This window comes from Bifidobacterium callitrichos DSM 23973, from assembly GCF_000741175.1.
GTDB lineage: Bacteria > Actinomycetota > Actinomycetes > Actinomycetales > Bifidobacteriaceae > Bifidobacterium > Bifidobacterium callitrichos.
This window is the reverse complement of record NZ_JGYS01000001.1, coordinates 98,067-115,093: the sequence shown is the minus strand read 5'-3', so window position 1 is coordinate 115,093 and position 17,027 is coordinate 98,067. Positions and strand designations below refer to the sequence as shown.

Sequence of the window (17,027 nt, the reverse complement as noted above, 5' to 3'; positions counted from 1 at the left end):
CCACCGACGCGCTCGACAAGGTCAGGACCGCCGCATGGCGCGAGGCCAGAAAGACCGGCACGGCCCGGAAAGGCGCCAGGGACCCGATCAAGGGGGCGCGCGTTGGGCGCTGCTGAAGAACGAGGGCGACCTGGCCGCCGGGCAGAAGGCGCAACTGGAATGCATCGCCAACACCAACGAGACCCTCTGGGAGGCGTACAAGCTCAAGGAACGCCTCAGGATGATCCTCAAACAGACGGCGGACAAGGCCGCGCCCCTGCTGCGCCAATGGGCCGCCGACGCGTTCCTGTCCGGCATCCCGGGATCCGTCCCACTCGGCGAGAAGATCGCCAGACGCCACTTCGACATCCTCAGAACCATCCGTTCCGGACTGTCCAACGCCAGACTCGAGGCCATCAACAACAAGATCAAGACCACCATCAAGATGGGCTACGGCTACAGGAACCTCGACAACCTCATCAGCCTCGTCATGCTCAAATGCGGAGGACTCGGCCTACAACTCCCCGGACGCTAATAACCAGAAGGCCAAACCAGTCATCCACACCCACACAAACACCCGAAGAGCCAAATCAAAGGAACCGCGAATGCCGCTGCGGATATACGTTGACCCCGGAGTTTCATGATGTTTCGCATGAGTGACTTTCACGGGGCCTTGCACAGCATAGTATAGACACTATGACCGAGAATATGCAAGTCACAGCCTTCGATCTATGCAGCTGGTTCTCCGCGGAACGAATGCGCCGATACGAGGAATCGGCGTTGGACCCGGTCGCGCTGTATGTGTGGAATACACGCATGTCCAAAGCGTACCTTGAGGACATCGCGCATGTCGAGGTCATGCTGCGCAACTTTATTTCCACGCGACTTGCATCCGACTGCGGTCGGGAGGACTGGTTCGACCAAACAGATCATTTCGGTTTCGACTACGAATTTTGCAAAGCCGTCGAACGCGTCAAACGACGTATCCGCTACGCCGGTCATAACATCACCCCGGACCGCGTGATTGCGGGACTATCACTGGATTCATGGCGGTTCCTTCTGGTGCGCAAACTGGAGCCGACCGTATGGAAGGCACTGCGTGACCGCGCCAACGGCGGTATGCCATACTATAAATCGCGTCGACGCAAGGAATTCGAGACACACATCGTTCAACTACTGGATATGCGCAACCGATGCAGCCATCAGGAACCGCTTATTCGACCGGATGCTAACGCTGAACGAGAGTATCTCGACTTCCAGTGGGAAAATCTGCTATGGGTTGCCCGCGTCATCGACCCGAAAGCCGCCGACTGGATTCGCGGCCAATCCCGTGTGCCCACATTGCGTAAATTGCGCCCGTTCCATTCAGCATCGGACCTCGCAAACCTACCAAAGGCCGAATTCATGATGCCCGGACCAGAACGCGATCGGCTGGTGGGACTCATTCTCGACGGCACTAAGATCGCCACTGCAGCACTGCTCCTCGACTATGTCGAATGCGCCGAGCCACTGCCGAGAACCGGAAACCGGTCCGTACTGGTGAACTCCGACGACCATGGGGTGGCAGTGCTGGCCACCACCGATGTGGCCGTCATACGGCTGGCCGACGTCACTGACCAGCATGCGATTGACGAAGGCGAAGGTGATACGACCGCGGCAGAATGGCGGCGCACCCACGAGATATTCTGGGACTCTGACGAATACCGTGCCGAGTTCAGAGACCCGAACTTTCCTCTCGACGACGACACCCTTGTGGTGCTGGAACATTTCACGGTGACGCAAAGACTGTGAGATCAATGCCATGTTGGCATCTATCACATGACATTGCAGCGTTTCCGTGACGACCATCATTGAAGTGGTTTCGAGGTGAGCCAAGACCAGCTGCCTGAGCCAAGAAACCTCGAACCCTAGCAGGATGTCGCGGGTCCAAATCCCGCCGGCCCGACCGTACATCGCCGGCTACTTCGACAGCGATGAATACCTGAAGTAGACAACAGCATCACGCAACTGATCAAAACGCGAACAATCATGTTGAGTTCACCGGATACGCGGGACTCAACACGACTGCGACCGGATTCGGCGTTGAATCCCCGGGCCCACGAGCCTTCGAGATGATCGGGATTCCGGAAACGGAACTGAAGCGGCAATACGGCTGAGGCCCCGTGTTTCCACGAGGCCTCAGCCGTATGTTATCCGTGCCCGAGACGGGACTTGAACCCGTACGCCCGTTAAAAATAGGCACTAGCACCTCAAGCTAGCGCGTCTACCATTCCGCCACCCGGGCAGGTGTCGATCAGACAACAGATGATGAGTTTACTACAGTTTGACGAATCGTCAACCCGCGTGTCGCACCGATGTTCCCCGTCGACTTCTCTCCTCCAGTCAGCCGCTGACAGCCCCCTCTGACGAGGGGGCCGACAAACGGACAGAAATCGACTACCGATCAGAAGTTGCGCGGCTGGACGGGCTTTTCGGCGCTCATCAGCAGCATGAAGCTGCGCGACTGCGCGGTGATCGTGAACCCGGCCTCGTAGTTGAGCACCGGACCCTTCGGGTTGTGCGTGTCGACAATCAGCTTCCACTTGTGGCCGTAACGTTCCTCAGGCAGCGTGAACTGGATGGGTTCGTAGTGCGCGTTGAAGATGAGGATGAAGTCGTTGTCCACCATCGGGTTGCCGTAGTAGTCCAGCTCGGGGATATCCGAACCGTTGAGGTACACCATCATCGAGAAGGCGTGCGTGTTCTGCCAGTCCTCCATGTCCATGATGGAGCCGGTGTGATCGAACCATTCGACCTGCGGGATCGTCTCGGTGTCCTCCCCCGGCTCACGTCCGGAGAAGAAGCGACGCCGGTGCAGCACCGGATGATCGAGGCGCAGGTGAATGAGCTTCGAGACGAACTCGAACATGTCCTCGCGCGTCTCATCCAGATCCCAGTCGGTCCACGAGATCTCGTTGTCCTGGCAGTAGGCGTTGTTGTTGCCCTGCTGGGTACGCTCGACCTCGTCGCCGCCGCAGATCATCGGAATGCCCTGGCTGACCAGCAGCGTGGAGAACATGTTGCGGATCTGACGCTGACGCAGCTCGTTGACGTCGGGGATGGTGGTGGGACCCTCCACGCCGCAGTTCCACGAGCGGTTGTTCGACTCGCCGTCACGGTTGCCTTCGCCGTTGGCGTCGTTGTGCTTCCCGTTGTACGACACGAGGTCGTTCATCGTGAAACCGTCGTGCGCGGTGATGAAATTGACCGACGCGACCGGACGACGTCCGTTCATCTGATACAGGTCGGACGAGCCCATGAGGCGCGACGCGAACTCGGGCAGCGTGGACGGCTGCGAGCGCCAGAAGTCACGAACGGTGTCGCGGTAACGGCCGTTCCATTCGGACCAGCTGGACGGGAAGCCGCCCACCTGATAGCCGCCGGAGCCCAGATCCCACGGTTCGGCGATGAGCTTGACGCGGCTGATGACCGGATCCTGCTCGACGATGTCGAAGAACGCGGAGAGCTTGTCGACCTCCTGGAACTGACGGGCCAGCGTCGCGGCAAGATCGAATCGGAAGCCGTCGACGTGCATTTCGGACACCCAGTAGCGCAGGGAGTCGGTGATGAGCTGCAGCGCGTGCGGCGAACGCATGAGCAGCGAGTTGCCGGTTCCGGTGGTGTCGAAGTAGTGCTGCTGGTCGTTGTCGACCAGACGGTAGTAGGAGCGGTTGTCGATGCCCTTGAAGCTCAGGGTCGGACCCATGTGGTTGCCTTCGGCGGTGTGGTTGTACACCACGTCGAGGATGACCTCCATGCCGGCCTGATGGTAGGCCTTGACCATGGACTTGAACTCGTTGACCTGCTGGCCGCGCTCGCCTGCGGACGAGTAGGCGTTGTGCGGAGCGAAGAAGCCGATGGTGTTGTATCCCCAGTAGTTGGACAGCCCCTTCTCCTGCAGGAAGGAGTCGTTGACGAACTGGTGGATCGGCATGAGCTCGATGGCGGTGACGCCGAGCTTCTTCAGGTACTCGATGACCGTCGGGTATGCGAGGCCCGCGTAGGTGCCTCGGATGTCCGGAGGCACGTCCCTGTTGAGGTTGGTCATGCCACGCACGTGGGCTTCGTAGATCACGGAGTCGTGGTACGGGATGCGCGGGTGCTGGTCGTTGCCCCAGTCGAAGTAGGGGTTGACGACCACGGACTTCATCGTGTGCGCCGCGGAGTCGAGCAGGTTGACGTTGTAGGGGTTGTCGGGCGAGGAGAACCGGTAGGAGAAGAGACTCTCGTCACCGTCGATGTTGCCTTCGATGGCCTTGGCGTACGGGTCGAGCAGGAGCTTGGAGGGATTGCAGCGCAGACCCTGATTGGGGTCGTACGGTCCGTGCACGCGGAAGCCGTAGCGCTGTCCCGGCTGGAGGCCGGGAATGTAGTTGTGCCAGATGTACGAGTTCTGCTCGGTCATCTGGATGCGGGTCTCATAGTCGTTGTCGTCGAAAAGACACAACTCGACGCTGTCGGCAACCTGAGAGAACAATGCGAAGTTGACTCCGGCGCCGTCGTAGCTGGCGCCGAGCGGATAGGTTAAACCTGGTCGTATCTGCATAGTCACCAGTATCGCACCTCAAATCGTATGGAAATGTGTTGTTGTATGAACAGTCGGTGTTTCTTCGTGGACGAAGCGGCGTGGAACGCGGGATCAGGAGACACGGTTCGATTCGTGTCGGAGCCGTCGTATCGTCTCGTGCTGGATGGCGATGATCGAATTGGACGCGGTGATGCGCGTGGACAGAAGGTCGTCCCAGTCCACCCATGCGGATTCGACGTGCTCGTCGGGGTCGAAGTGCGTGTCGCGATGCGTCCATGAGTCGAGATGGAGGACCATGATGTGCGCGAGTTCATCAGTCATCCCCTCCGACGAGTAGTAGTCGCCGACGTGGTCGATGTCGAGTGCGTCGCGGGATGTCGGCACGACGCCGGTCTCCTCGGCGAGTTCGCGCAGCGCCGCCGTCTCCACGTCCTCGCCCGAGTCCATGAGTCCTGCGGGCAGTCCGTAGGCGAAGATGTCACTACCGGCACGGTATTCGCGTTCGATCAGATACCGGTCCGTCGTCGTATCGTGCACGAGCATGACCACGCATGGCGCGTGCCGGAGCACCTGCCGTCTGATACGTACGAGACCGCCCGTGTTGGTGGTCAGTCCGATGGTCATGTCGTCCACGTGGAAGATCGCGCCGCGGTACACCTCGCGGCTGTCGATCACCATCGCGGGCGTGTTCATGTCGATGCCGTCGGAACTGGCGTCCAGCGCATCCGTCGCCATGTCAAGCCTCCCTCGCATCGCCGTTGCCGTCGCCGACACCCGTATCCGACGTGGCCGGCGTGCGTGGCGTGACGATCCGTCCCGAATGGATGGTGAAGGTCCACGGATCCGTGTTGCGTCGGATCCAGTCGACGACCGGCCGCTCCCCCAAGGCGCGTTCGATTGCCGTGGGAACGTCCTCGATGGCGTAACGGAACCACATCGATTCGATGGCCGAATGCGGGGTGTTGACGAAGCAGGGGCGCACCTGTCCGTCGCCCGGCTCCCCTCCCCTGTCGAGTACGATGCCGGCGGCACGCATCGACGCCTCATAGCGCGCCTGTTCGATGGCGTCGGTGACGGGATGGTGGCGAAGATCGCTGGTCACGTACACGTCGACGCCGGCGGCGCGCACCTCGTCGAACAGGGAGTCGCCGGATCCGGGGAGCACGGCTACGGTCGAGACCGGCGCGTCCGGATCGCCGCACGCCTGCACGCCGAGCGCGGTATCGATGGGCAGGGCTGTGGCCACGCGTCTGGCGAACGCCTCGAACGAGACCGGTTCGACCAGACGTCCCACACGTCCGAGACCGACGGCGTGCGGCGAAGCGGGATCGTCAATGGGAACCAGCGGGCACTGGTCGACGAGCCCGAACCCGTCCGCGGCGGCCTGTGCGACGCCGCGATACGCCGCATCGGCGTTGGTATGCCCGACCCACAGCGCACAGCCGGCGCGTGCGAGACGATCCACGATGGCGCCGCGGAAGCCGAGTCCGGACACCTGATGCACCGACCGGAAGAACAGCGGATGGTGGGTGATGAGCAGGTCGGCGCCATGTGCGATCGCCTCGTCGACGATCGCCGAGGTCGGATCGGCGGCGAAGACGATGCGCGTGACCGGACGGGCCGGATCTCCGACGATGAGCCCCGGCTCATCCCACTGTTCGGCGTATCGCAACGGATACAGGCTCTCAAGTACGTCGACGACCTGTTTGAGATTCGGCATGATGTCCTCCCTTGATCTGGTCCGGGCTTCCTCGGGCCCGTATGGGTCAGAGCTGAGTCAGTGATGGCTCAGTGCGCGGCGAGCTGCCAATCCGATCCGATGCCGGTGGAGACGTCCAACGGCACATCGAGGGACACGGCTCCCTCCATCGCCTCGCGCACGAGACGTGTGGCCTGTTCGGCCTCGCCGGGCGCGATCTCCACGACGAGTTCGTCGTGGATCTGCAGGATGATCCTGCTGTTCAGACCCGCGGAGCGCAGCGCCTCATCGGCATGGATCATGGCGATCTTCATGATGTCGGCGGCCGTGCCCTGGATCGGCGCGTTGAGCGCCGCGCGTTCGGCGGCGTCGCGTGCGACGCGGTTGACCGAGTTCAACGCCGGGAAGTAGCGACGGCGGCCGAACATCGTCTCCGTGTAGCCGCGTTCGCGCGCCTCGGAGACGCACGATTCCAGGAAGTCATGCACCTTGCCGAAGGTCGCGAAGTACTTGGCCTTGAGTCCTTCGGCCTCCCCCGGGCTGATCTTGAGCTGCTGGGACAGGCCATAGGTGCTCAGCCCGTAGGCGAGTCCGTAGCTCATCGCCTTCACGTGGCTGCGCTGGTCGGCGCTGATCTCGTCGACGGGCAGCTGGTAGACGAGACTGGCCACGTAGCGGTGGAAGTCGGCGCCGGAACGGAACGCCTCGATCAGCGCCTCGTCTCCGGACAGGTGGGCCATGATGCGCAGCTCGACCTGCGAGTAGTCGCAGCTCATCAGCGATTCGTAGCCCTCGCCGGGCACGAACGCGGATCTGATCTCGCGTCCGGCCGCGTTGCGGTTCGGAATGTTCTGCAGATTCGGGTCGACCGAGCTCAGGCGTCCGGTGGCGGCCACCGTCTGCTCGAACGTGGTGTGGATGCGCCCGTCCGCCGGGTTGACCGCGTCGATCAGCGTGGCGACGATCTGCCGAAGCTTGTTGGTCTCGCGATGGCGCAGCAGTGCTCCGAGGAATCCGCTGGCGCGATCGTTGTCCGCGTTGCGCACATACAGGGTCTGCAGCGCATCCGCGTTGGTCGTGTACGAACCGCTTTTGGTGCGCTTGGTGGGTTTCAGTCCCATGTCCTCGAACAGCACCTTGGCGAGCTGCTTGGGGCTTTGCAGGTTGACGCGCGATCCGGCGTTGTCCCACGCGATCTCCTGCGCCTGATTCGCCTCGGCGGCGAACATGTCACGCAGATCGTCGAGACGACGCATGTCGAGCTTCGCGCCCTCGTTCTCCATGCCGAACAGCACACGGGAGACGGGCAGTTCGATGGCGGAAAGCAGCTTCGTCTGCTCGCACGCCTCGAGCTTCGGTCCGAGCTCACGGGTCAGCGCGGCGACGATGGCGGCGTGGCGCAGCAGCGTCGCATCCTGCTTACGCCTCTCGTCCGACTCGCCGTCGCCGGAATCCGCGGAATCGTCCGGCTCGGCGTCGAAGTCGAGCAGGCCCTGCGTGGCCTTGGGCTGCTCCTCGTCCAGATGCAGGTCGAGGAACTGGGAGGCGGCCTGTTCCAGACCGTCCGCGTGGAAATCCGGTCGGATCAGGTATCCGGCGAGCTTGGTGTCGAACGCCGGCTGGGGCACGTCGACCCCGTACGCCGCCAGCAGATGCAGATGCTCCTTGTACCCGTGCACCGCGAGGATCGAACGATGACGATCAAGCAGTCCTTCCAACGCTGCGGCCATGTCGGTGCCGAACGGCGCATCGAGGACGAGGGCCGTGTTCCGGTCCGCGGCGAGCAGCGTGACCGCCTCGAGCGAGACGCGTCCGGGACGGTCGTCGCCTTCCGCGTGGATGATCAGGTTCGGCACGTTGTTCGCGTCGGCGTCATCATTCGCGCCATCCTCCGCAGCCGGCAGGTTCTCGCGTTCCCACAGCGCGATGTCCTCGGCGCCTGCGGCATGCGTGGCCTCGGGAATCGTCAGGCCTGACTCGTCCTCGGCCTTCGCTCCCGCCGATCCGGCGGCTCCGGTTCCGGTCCGTTTGCCGTCCGTACCGTGCACGGAGCGGCCGCTGACGAAGACCTTCAATACACGGTTCTTCGTGCGCGGTCCGAACTCGAGCTGCTTGAACAGCGCGTCGAGTTCGTCGACATCGGGATCGCCGAAGGTCAGATCATCGACGGTGACGCCGAGATCCAGATCGCGCACCAGCGCGTTGACCTTGCGGTTGAGCATCACCTGATCGATGTTGGCGCGCAGGGCCTCGCCCTTCTTGCCGCCGATCTCATCAGCGTGCTCACGGATGCCGTCCAATGAGCCGTACAGGTTGATCCATTTGGCCGCGAAGCCATCGCCGACGCCGGGAACCCCGGGGATGTTGTCGGCGGTCTCGCCTCGCAATGCGGCCAGATCCGGGTACTGGGCCGGCGTCACCTTGTATTTGGCGACGACGGCCTGTGGGGTCATGTGCTTGAGATCCTTGAAATGGTGCCCGGGGTACAGCACGGTGACGCGATCGTCGATCAGCTGGAACGCGTCACGATCGCCGGAGAGGACGAGCGTGTGGTATCCGGCGTGATCGCCCATCGTGGCGAGCGTGCCGATCACGTCATCGCCCTCGTAGCCGGGCTTCTCGATATAGGTGACGCCCAGTGCGGCGAGCATCCGCTGGATGAGCGGCAACTGGGTGAGCAGCTCCTCGGGGGCGGCGTCACGCGTGCCCTTGTACTGCGGCAGCAGCGTATTGCGGAACGTGCCGCCCTTGACGTCGAAGGCGACGGCGAGGCGATCGGGCTTTTCGGACTCGATGACCTGGGAGAGCATCGAGGCGAATCCCCATACGGCGTTGGTGGCCTGACCGGAGGCTGTGGAGAAGTTTTCGACCGGAAGAGCGAAGAACGCGCGGAACGCCAAGGAATGGCCGTCAACGACCAGTAGCGTTCCGCGCGTCTCGGTGGTCTCAGTGGATTCGATATCCGCCATGATTCCTTATCGGGGCTTATCGGGGCCTGAACCGTCAGTGCTCGTCGCGCTCAGGCTTGGGATCGCCGTACTTCGCGATGATGGCCATGGCCAGACGCTTCTTCGGGATGCGCTGATCCATCGAGGTCTTCTGGATCCAGCGGAACGCACCCTGCTCGGAGAAGTCAGCCTTGTCCATGAGCAGACCCTTGGCGCGATCGACGAGCTTGCGCTCCTCAAGCGTGTCCTGGGCCTTCTGCAGATCGGCCTGCGCCTTGGCGAGCTCCTCCTTGGTCTCCTTGAGCTTGTTCTCGCTGCGCTCGACGTTGTCGAGCAGATCGTTGATCTCGGCGAAGCGGCCCATCGCGACCTCGAGCGCCGGGATGAGCTTGGACTCCTCGTACGGCTTGGTGACGTACGCCATCGCGCCGGCGCCGGTGGACTTCTTGACCAGATCGGGCTGGGAGAAGGCGGTGAGCATCACCACGGGGGCGATGTTCTCGTCGCAGATGATGCCTGCGGCGGTGATGCCGTCCATTCGCGGCATCTTGACGTCCATGCACACCACGTCCGGACGCTTGGCACGGGTCAGTTCGACGGCCTCCTCACCGTTGGCGGCCTCGCCGACGACCTCGTATCCGTTGTCCTCGAGCATGCCGACGAGGTCCATGCGATTGACGGACTCGTCCTCGGCCACGACGACGGTGCGCTTGCGGTTCTCATCCACTTCGGGAGCCGCCGTCTCCTTGATGTCGGTTTCGCCGCGAGCCACGGCCTCGAGCTCCTCCTCGGTGAGTACCGGTTCCATCTGCGGAGCCTGATCAGCGGTCTTCCTAGCAACCATGCCAGTCCCTTTCCTACGTGCGTTGTTTGGCTGAATTCTGTATGCTTCGTGATTTTAACGCATAACCGCGATTGGCCGCGGACGACGTGCCCGCAACGCAATATCGGCACTGCATCGGCACAATACCGGTGCGGTGCCGGCGTCGGTTGCCGTTCATCGCAGTGGTCAGTCGCCCTCGATCTCGGAGAGTCCCGAATGCATGCGCAGGATCGCGATGATCGAGTTCACATCCATGATGGTGCCGTTGACGACCATCTGGTACGCCTCGTCGATCGTGTAGAGGCGAACCTCGGAACGCGGGGTCTCCGGCCCGATCTGGGTGCGGTCATCCGGTACGGAGGTCAGTCCGGTCGCGTAGTACAGGGACGTGTACTGGGTGGTGAAGCCCGGAGTGTTGGCGTAGCGCATCACCTGACGGAACGACTTGGCCTCGTATCCGGCCTCCTCGCGCAGTTTGCGCTTGGCGACGTCGAGCGGACGCTCGTCCGGAGTGTTGGCGTGGCCGCCGGGGATCTCCAGGGTCCAACGGTGGATCGGGATGCGATACTGCTCCACCAGAGGGATTCTGCCATCCTCGGTCAGAGCGACGACCGACACGGAATCGCCGTTGTTCACGTGGACGACGGTACGCTTGATGCTGCCGGCCTGCGCCGATTCGAGCGTCACGCTGTCGATGTTGAAGTAGTGGCTGGTCATCACCTGGGTCCGCGACTCCTCCTTGAGCGGCGCGGGACGCCACGGGTCGAATTGACGATAGGTCTCGTTGTTCATGGTCCCTCCTCGGTCCTTTCCATGAGAAACGTTCCAAATTTATTGTAGATCGCGAATGTTCATTCGTCGTGAGCCACGCTGGAGTACGCTGTCGGCCGCACTCGTCTCCGTGCCGCAGCGCCGTGGCTTCGGCCGGCATGTCGCGCGAACGCGGTCGGAGAGTTGTGGTACATTGTCACGAGTGCTTTTGGGCATCGGTCTATGAATGCGGTCGATGTCCGAGTCGAAGCACGGGATCGCCCTCGTATCCCAATTGGTAGAGGAAGCAGCCTCAAAATCTGCGCAGTGTGGGTTCGAGTCCCACCGAGGGCACGTTCGACAAAGGGCTGTGAATCGTTGGAATCCCAACGATTCACAGCCCTTGTGCGTATCGGCGTGATCGCTATTCGACCTGCTCGGACTCCTCGGAACCGCCGGCATCGACGGTGTCATCGTCGCCGACGGTATCGCCGTTGTCGACGGAGTCCGGATCATCGTCCTTGAATCCGTCGGACGTATTGTCGCCGCCGTCCTCGGTATCACTCTTCTCGGACCCCTCGGAATCGTCCTCTTCGGATTCATCCTCATCACCTGCATCGTCTGCGGTATCCGCGGTACCCGGAATATCCGGCTCACCGCTCAGATCGACGGTGGACTCGACCTCGGGCTCGGACTCGTCGTCGGGGACGGTGTTCTCCTCGACGTCCTCGGAATCGGCATCGATCTCGGTGTTCTCGTCGATGTCCTGCGCGTCGGCGATGTCCTGCGCGTCCGTATCGACGGCGGCATCGGCCGCCTTATCCGCATCGTTCACGTCGACGTCGTTCACGTCTTCGGTGTCGTCGTCCTGCGCTTCGAGCAGTTCGATCTGGGCACGGTCCTCGCGCGGGCGCTGGGCGATGATGTCGATGTGCAGATCGTCGAAGGCGGGCTTCGACTGCACCCACAGACGACTGGGTTCCGGAGGCTCGATCTCCGAATGCTCGCCACAGCCGTGGTCGAGGGACACGACACGACCGTCATCCGGGCTCCACTTGTTCGCGCACACGCCGAACAGCAGGTTCAGTTCGCCCTTGAGCGGCACGAAGAACCCGCACGTCGAGCACAGGTTGCCATCAGCGGTCTTCGTGCTCATGGCCTTCGGGCCACGCGGGCCCTCATACCAGCGTTTGGCGGCCTGCGCACGGCCGAGCGAGGACAACACATGCCGACGGGACAGATCGAACTCCTCGACCGCCTCATCGACGTCCTCCTTGGAATCGACGGCTGTCTCCCGCTGCTCATCGCTGCCATCACCGTCACCTTCACCGTCGCCATCGCCGTCCTTGGACGGTCGCTCTTCGACAGTACCGGCGGCATCGGCGTCAGCAACCGCATCAGCCGCATCAACGGAAACGACAGGATCGGTCCTGCGGAATCCCTCCTCGAGACGGGGGTCGTCGGGATCGGTGCCGATCGAATCGGTCGGTGCCAGATCGGTGGGTTCCAGACGATCCTTCCACGGGATCCATGCCGGGGGAACCAGCGCGTCGGACGTGGGAATGAGCGAGGATTCATTGACGGTCCAGTGATCGAGTTCCTCGTCATGGTACAGCGTCACCGACCACTGCCAGCCCTCGTATCCGCGGATGTGCGCGGCGATGCGGAAATCGGTGACGCCGTCGCCCAAATCGATGGCGTCCACCACATCACCGACCTGTTCGGGCTCCTCGGCCACCTCGATGGCCACGGCGCGCGCAAGATCACGAGGATCGATCCGCGGCTGCGGGGAGGCAATGTCCTGCTCCTCGTCGTCGGTGATGTTGGTTTCGCTCGTATCGGTCATATGCGGTTTTCAGTCCTGTACGTCGAAGTTGTCCGCCACCGCACGCAGCAGGGTTGCCAGCTTGCGGCTCTCGGCGGAGGAGGGATAGCGATGGCGGCGCAGCGTGTTGCCCGCGGAGTCCAGCATCTTGATGAGATCCTCGCAGATGGCGGCCATATCGTCCGGCTTCGGCCGCGTGGCCTTGACCAGCGACGGCGCGGCGGCGACGACGTTCACATCCATGGCCTGCGGTCCCTTGCGGCCTTCGACGACGGAATACTCCACCTTAGCGCCCTTGCGCAACGTGGTGACGCCAGTCGGCAGCGCGGCCGCGGGCAGGAACACGTCCTTGCCTTCCTCACTGGTGATGAAGCCATATCCCTTGGCGGCATCGAACCAACGAACTCGACCGGTGGGCATCGTACACTCTCACTTTCCTACTCCAGTATTGCTAAGCCGATTTATTCTACCGCATCACCCCGTCACACGCCGATGGCGAAGCCGAAGGAAACCGCGATCAGCGTGAACGGGAGAACCACGATCCCCGCTTACCGCCGTCCTTGCCGCCTTTGCCGTCCTTGCCTCGCTTGGTCTGACGAGCCTGTTTGGCGCTGCCTGCCGCACCGCCGTTCTTGCCCGTTGCGGCAGCAGCGCCGACTTCGCTGGACGCATTGGCATCCACCGGTCCCAGCGGCAGCATGATCGTGAACGTCAGACCGCCTCCCGAGGTCTCGGTGGCACAGATGAGTCCCCTATGCGCCTTGACCACGGACTGCGCGATGGCAAGGCCGAGGCCAGTGCCGCCTTTTTCGCGGGCGCGCGAGGGATCCGCCGTGTAGAAGCGTTCGAAGATCTGCGCGCGAGACTCGGCGGGCACACCGGGTCCGTGGTCCTCGAACCGCAGCACCGCATAGTTGGTGCCGGTGTGCATCGTGTGTCCGACCTCGGCCGCCTCGAGGAACCGCCGCAGCGATTCGTCGTTGGAGGGCATGCGGGAGAGCTGCTCGGGGGTGATCGACGCGGCCACGACTCCCAGTCCCACCCGTGCGGGCGAATCATCGGGCGTGTACCGGTGGATATTGCCCACGATGTTGGTGACGACCTGCCGCAGACGCGAAGCGTCGCCGGTGATCGTGATCGACGCCATCGAGTCGCCTTCGATGCCGAGGGTGCTCGGATGCGTCATGTCGCTGGATGGCTCGAACGCCACCGTGCCGCGGGTGACCTCGCGCTGCGGGTCGAGCGCGTGCAGGTCGTCGACCGCATCGGTGACCAGCGTGGTGAGCGAGACGGTCTGGGTCATGTCGATGCCGCGACCCTCGTCGAGTCTCGCCAGAGACAGCAGGTCCTCGACGAGCACGGTCATGCGCTGGCTGGAACGCTCGATGTGCGCGATCGATTCGTCGGCGCGCTCCAATGCCCCGGGCATGCCTCGCTGCATGGTGTACAGCTCCGCATAGCCGTGGATCGCCGCGAGCGGTGTGCGCAGCTCGTGGCTGGCATCGGAGACGAACCGCTTCATCTTCGCCGTGGTCTGTTCCTGTTCGTGGAAGCTCTGTTCGATGCGTGTGAGCATCATGTTCAGCGATGCCGACAACGAGCCGACCTCGGTGTTCTCCGGCGCGTACGGGACACGCTGGCTCAGATCGCCGGCGGCGATCTTGGCGGCGGTCTTCTCGATGCGCTTGAGCGGGTCGAGCGTGCGCTGGATGATCAGCGCCGACAGGGATCCGCCGAGCAGCACGATCGCGATGCCCACCGTGATGCAGTACCGGGTGAGCGTGTTGATGGTGTCGATCTGATCGGCCAGGGACAGTCCGATGAACACGACTCCCCTGTATGCGCCCGTCTCCTTGTCCTCCCATTGGAAGACGCCGACGCGCCACGGGGCACTTGCCGCCTGCAGCGTCTTGCGGGAGCTGGTGACCGGTGTCCCTGATGCCTGCGAGGAACCCGACGCATCAGAGCTCTGGCCGTCCGGCGACGACTGCTGGGACTGCCCGGGATCCGCGCCGTTCGCGGACTGGTCGGAGGAGCCGTCGGATCCGGTCGATCCGGAGCCATCCGCAGCTCCCCCGCTGGCGTCGGGCGTGCCCGTACCGGGGACTGTGCCCGACGAGTTCGAGCTCATCGTCTGCAGCGAGACGACCTTCGCGCTGGTGGTGAACGGCTTGCCGAGCATGTCCGCGGTGATCTGCGCGTTGGACGGCAGTTGGGGCATGGATACGACATTGCCCTCCAGCACCGGGTAGGATGGCGTTCTGGAGACGTTCGTCAGCTTGCCGTCCTTCGCGTAGCGGACCTCCACGAAGTAGCTGTTGAGACCGCTGTTCTGTGTGGGGTTCTGCTGCACGTACTGGAAGACGATGTCACGCTGCGAGATGATCTGCGAGTCGGTCTTCTCCAGCATGTAGCCGCTGACGAGCTGGCGGATGGTAGCCGAAATGCCGACGGTTCCGACGATGAGGATGACCAGCGTGCAGGCGACGAGCTTGGCGCTCAGCGAGACGCGGTCGATCCTGTCGAGGAACAGTCGGGTGAATCGATGCCACGGGCCCTTGCCCGCCGCAGGGACGGGGGCTGCGGGCCTTCCGGGAGCGCCTGCAGCTGCGGTTGGTTTCGACGTTCCGGCGGTGTTCGCGGGATGTACGATCATGACTTCGGTTCGCGAATCATGTATCCGATGCCGCGCTTGGTCTCAATAAGCGGCGTGACCTTATGCTTCTCTCCGTTCTCGTCGGTGACCTCGATGCCGTCGACCTTCTTGCGCAGGTAGGAGATGTAGCTTTCGACGATGGCCGCGTCGCCGCCCCAGTCGTACTGCCAGACGTGATCGAGGATCTGCGGCTTGGAGAGCACTCGTCCGGCGTTGTCCATCAGGTAGCGCAGCAGCTTGTATTCGGTGGGGCTCAGATCGATGGTCTGACCGGCACGCGTCACATCGTGGGAGTCCTCGTTGATCTCCAGATCCGCCACACGGATGACCGGATCATCCTCCTCCTGCTCGCGGGTGCGGCGCAGGATGGCGCGGATGCGCGCCACGACCTCCTCGAGGCTGAACGGCTTGGTGACGTAGTCGTCACCGCCGACGGTCAGTCCCATGACCTTGTCCTGAGTGTCGTCACGTGCGGTGAGGAACAAGACGGGGGAATCGATGCCCTCCTGACGGATGCGGCGGGTGACGGTGAATCCGTCGATGTCCGGCAGCATGACGTCGAGCACGATGAGGTCGGGCCTGACCTTCTCGATGACCTCGATGGCCTCGGAGCCGGAGGCTGCGGTGTTCACCTCAAAGCCCGCGAAATGGAGCGAGGCGACCAGCAATTCACGGATGGACGGCTCGTCGTCGACGACGACGATGTTTGCTTCAATAGGCTTGCTCATGGCTTCCAGCTTGGCCTCTCTGTCTGGAGGTTTCCTGAAAGGCGTCTGTGCGTTCTTTGCCGATCGAACCGGCCTGGCGATGTGCGGCCTGTCCTGCCTACTTCCGGCCGAACGGGCCCCGCTTGACCTTGCGCGCCTCGCGCATCTGACGTCGGGTCATCGGCCTGGCTCCGCCGCTCTCCTCGTTCCTCTCATCCTTCTCGATCGCATTGAGCAGGTCGGCCATGGCCTTCTCCTCCGCCGCGGGCTCGGCACCGGCACCGGTCGCCGGCTGCGATTTCGACGACCTGTCCGACTTCTTCGACGACTTCGATCCGGAGCCGCCGGCGGCTCTGCGCCCCCTGCGACGGCGACGCACGGTCAGCGTCACCACGATCACGATGACGAGCACTATGAGCACGACGCCCATGACGATGACGCCGATTCTGATGGCGCGCGAGTTGGTCGAGGTCCGCTTCTGCTGTTCGATCTCGTCCATCATGGCGATCGCCGCGCCCGACCAGTTCTGGTCGTTCTGCTTGGCCAGAGGGGCCGTGGCCGCCTTGCTCAGCTCGTCGACGGTGTTCTCGTCGCGCAGCCATTCGTCGGAGTTCGACGAGACAGCCACAATGAGATTGCCGTCGCCGGAGGCCACCGCGAGCAGCACGGTGTTGGGTTCCGGCTTACTCGCCTCCAGCACGCGGTTCGCCCATGTGGACGGCGTGATGTCTGATCCGAAGCTTTCCACGTATTGCAGATGCACGTGCACTCCGGTGGTCTCCTCGGTCTGCTTGATCTTGTCGGTGACCGTGGAGACGTTGGAGCCGAGCAGGTTCTGCGGGTCGGTGATCTCGTTGGTCATCGTTCCGGTCTGCGCCGCCACGGCGACGGGAGCAAGCACCATGGACGGCACGATCATGGTAAGGCACATCAGCAGCGCCGCCACGACCGGGAGCATGATCGGGCGCGAAGACGACGTTCTCGAATCGTCGTGATCAGCGAATCGTGCGAAAGCGAAAGTCATATGTCCCACATTAGCGCCTTCCGGCCGGGGAACGGTCCGGCATGACCGA

General features: G+C 63.0%; 13 protein-coding genes and 2 tRNA genes. 3 read left to right on the top strand and 12 right to left on the bottom strand.

From position 1 onward, the window contains the following. Window positions 1-34: 34 nt before the first annotated feature. Window positions 35-514, top strand: a complete 480-nt coding sequence (locus tag BCAL_RS13875; RefSeq protein ID WP_152600429.1) for a transposase — start codon at window positions 35-37, stop codon at window positions 512-514. A gap of 161 nt (window positions 515-675) precedes the next feature. Further along, on the top strand, window positions 676-1,770 hold the full coding sequence (locus BCAL_RS13590) for an ASCH domain-containing protein (RefSeq protein WP_238549566.1): 1,095 nt from the start codon (window positions 676-678) through the stop codon (window positions 1,768-1,770). Between the two features lie 405 nt (window positions 1,771-2,175). Here BCAL_RS13590 and BCAL_RS00505 read toward each other — a convergent pair. From BCAL_RS00505 to BCAL_RS00475, 7 genes are all read right to left on the bottom strand, one after another. Next, window positions 2,176-2,263, bottom strand: a tRNA-Leu gene (locus tag BCAL_RS00505). Window positions 2,264-2,422: 159 nt separating this feature from the next. Then, on the bottom strand, window positions 2,423-4,564 hold the full coding sequence (gene glgX, locus BCAL_RS00500) for a glycogen debranching protein GlgX (RefSeq protein ID WP_043167531.1): 2,142 nt from the start codon (window positions 4,562-4,564) through the stop codon (window positions 2,423-2,425). A 93-nt stretch (window positions 4,565-4,657) separates the two neighbouring features. Beyond that, window positions 4,658-5,281, bottom strand: a complete 624-nt coding sequence (locus tag BCAL_RS00495) for an NUDIX hydrolase (protein WP_081887155.1) — start codon at window positions 5,279-5,281, stop codon at window positions 4,658-4,660. 1 nt (window position 5,282) lies between these two features. Further along, window positions 5,283-6,266 (bottom strand): Nif3-like dinuclear metal center hexameric protein, encoded by a 984-nt coding sequence (locus BCAL_RS00490; protein ID WP_081887154.1) that lies wholly within the window; start codon window positions 6,264-6,266, stop codon window positions 5,283-5,285. Window positions 6,267-6,334: 68 nt separating this feature from the next. Continuing rightward, the gene (gene polA / locus BCAL_RS00485) at window positions 6,335-9,214 is read right to left on the bottom strand and encodes a DNA polymerase I (RefSeq protein WP_043167536.1); all 2,880 of its coding nucleotides are present in this window, start codon (window positions 9,212-9,214) and stop codon (window positions 6,335-6,337) included. A 34-nt stretch (window positions 9,215-9,248) separates the two neighbouring features. Further along, the gene (locus BCAL_RS00480; protein ID WP_043167538.1) at window positions 9,249-10,037 is read right to left on the bottom strand and encodes an ANTAR domain-containing response regulator; all 789 of its coding nucleotides are present in this window, start codon (window positions 10,035-10,037) and stop codon (window positions 9,249-9,251) included. Between the two features lie 165 nt (window positions 10,038-10,202). After that, window positions 10,203-10,808 carry an NUDIX domain-containing protein gene (locus BCAL_RS00475; RefSeq protein ID WP_043167540.1) on the bottom strand — a complete coding sequence of 202 codons (606 nt, stop codon included), beginning with the start codon at window positions 10,806-10,808 and terminating at the stop codon, window positions 10,203-10,205. A gap of 238 nt (window positions 10,809-11,046) precedes the next feature. On the opposite strand from BCAL_RS00475, the gene BCAL_RS00470 reads away from it, so the two are divergent. Continuing rightward, a tRNA-Leu gene (locus BCAL_RS00470) sits at window positions 11,047-11,120 on the top strand. 70 nt (window positions 11,121-11,190) lie between these two features. On the opposite strand, the gene BCAL_RS00465 is transcribed toward BCAL_RS00470, so the two are convergent. From BCAL_RS00465 to BCAL_RS11990, 5 genes are all read right to left on the bottom strand, one after another. Next, window positions 11,191-12,612, bottom strand: a complete 1,422-nt coding sequence (locus BCAL_RS00465; RefSeq protein ID WP_081887153.1) for a DUF3027 domain-containing protein — start codon at window positions 12,610-12,612, stop codon at window positions 11,191-11,193. A 9-nt stretch (window positions 12,613-12,621) separates the two neighbouring features. Further along, the gene (locus BCAL_RS00460; RefSeq protein WP_043167542.1) at window positions 12,622-13,011 is read right to left on the bottom strand and encodes a cold-shock protein; all 390 of its coding nucleotides are present in this window, start codon (window positions 13,009-13,011) and stop codon (window positions 12,622-12,624) included. 97 nt (window positions 13,012-13,108) lie between these two features. Beyond that, on the bottom strand, window positions 13,109-15,001 hold the full coding sequence (locus tag BCAL_RS00455) for a sensor histidine kinase (RefSeq protein WP_420796799.1): 1,893 nt from the start codon (window positions 14,999-15,001) through the stop codon (window positions 13,109-13,111). Between the two features lie 242 nt (window positions 15,002-15,243). Continuing rightward, complete coding sequence (locus tag BCAL_RS00450; protein WP_043167544.1) at window positions 15,244-15,975, bottom strand: response regulator transcription factor; 732 nt, start codon at window positions 15,973-15,975, stop codon at window positions 15,244-15,246. Between the two features lie 97 nt (window positions 15,976-16,072). Beyond that, window positions 16,073-16,978, bottom strand: a complete 906-nt coding sequence (locus tag BCAL_RS11990; RefSeq protein WP_052119322.1) for a TPM domain-containing protein — start codon at window positions 16,976-16,978, stop codon at window positions 16,073-16,075. Between the last annotated feature and the right edge of the window lie 49 nt (window positions 16,979-17,027).

Excerpts from the sequence above, each read along its gene's own strand:
- BCAL_RS00450 (WP_043167544.1), bottom strand. The coding sequence starts at position 15,975 with ATGAGCAAGCCTATTGAAGCAAACATCGTCGTCGTCGACGACGAGCCG.
- BCAL_RS00455 (WP_420796799.1), bottom strand. The coding sequence starts at position 15,001 with ATGCTGGAGAAGACCGACTCGCAGATCATCTCGCAGCGTGACATCGTC.
- BCAL_RS00465 (WP_081887153.1), bottom strand. The coding sequence starts at position 12,612 with ATGACCGATACGAGCGAAACCAACATCACCGACGACGAGGAGCAGGAC.
- BCAL_RS13875 (WP_152600429.1), top strand. The coding sequence starts at position 35 with ATGGCGCGAGGCCAGAAAGACCGGCACGGCCCGGAAAGGCGCCAGGGA.
- BCAL_RS13590 (WP_238549566.1), top strand. The coding sequence starts at position 676 with ATGACCGAGAATATGCAAGTCACAGCCTTCGATCTATGCAGCTGGTTC.
- glgX (WP_043167531.1), bottom strand. The coding sequence starts at position 4,564 with ATGCAGATACGACCAGGTTTAACCTATCCGCTCGGCGCCAGCTACGAC.
- polA (WP_043167536.1), bottom strand. The coding sequence starts at position 9,214 with ATGGCGGATATCGAATCCACTGAGACCACCGAGACGCGCGGAACGCTA.
- BCAL_RS00495 (WP_081887155.1), bottom strand. The coding sequence starts at position 5,281 with ATGGCGACGGATGCGCTGGACGCCAGTTCCGACGGCATCGACATGAAC.
- BCAL_RS00475 (WP_043167540.1), bottom strand. The coding sequence starts at position 10,808 with ATGAACAACGAGACCTATCGTCAATTCGACCCGTGGCGTCCCGCGCCG.
- BCAL_RS00480 (WP_043167538.1), bottom strand. The coding sequence starts at position 10,037 with ATGGTTGCTAGGAAGACCGCTGATCAGGCTCCGCAGATGGAACCGGTA.
- BCAL_RS00460 (WP_043167542.1), bottom strand. The coding sequence starts at position 13,011 with ATGCCCACCGGTCGAGTTCGTTGGTTCGATGCCGCCAAGGGATATGGC.
- BCAL_RS11990 (WP_052119322.1), bottom strand. The coding sequence starts at position 16,978 with ATGACTTTCGCTTTCGCACGATTCGCTGATCACGACGATTCGAGAACG.
- BCAL_RS00490 (WP_081887154.1), bottom strand. The coding sequence starts at position 6,266 with ATGCCGAATCTCAAACAGGTCGTCGACGTACTTGAGAGCCTGTATCCG.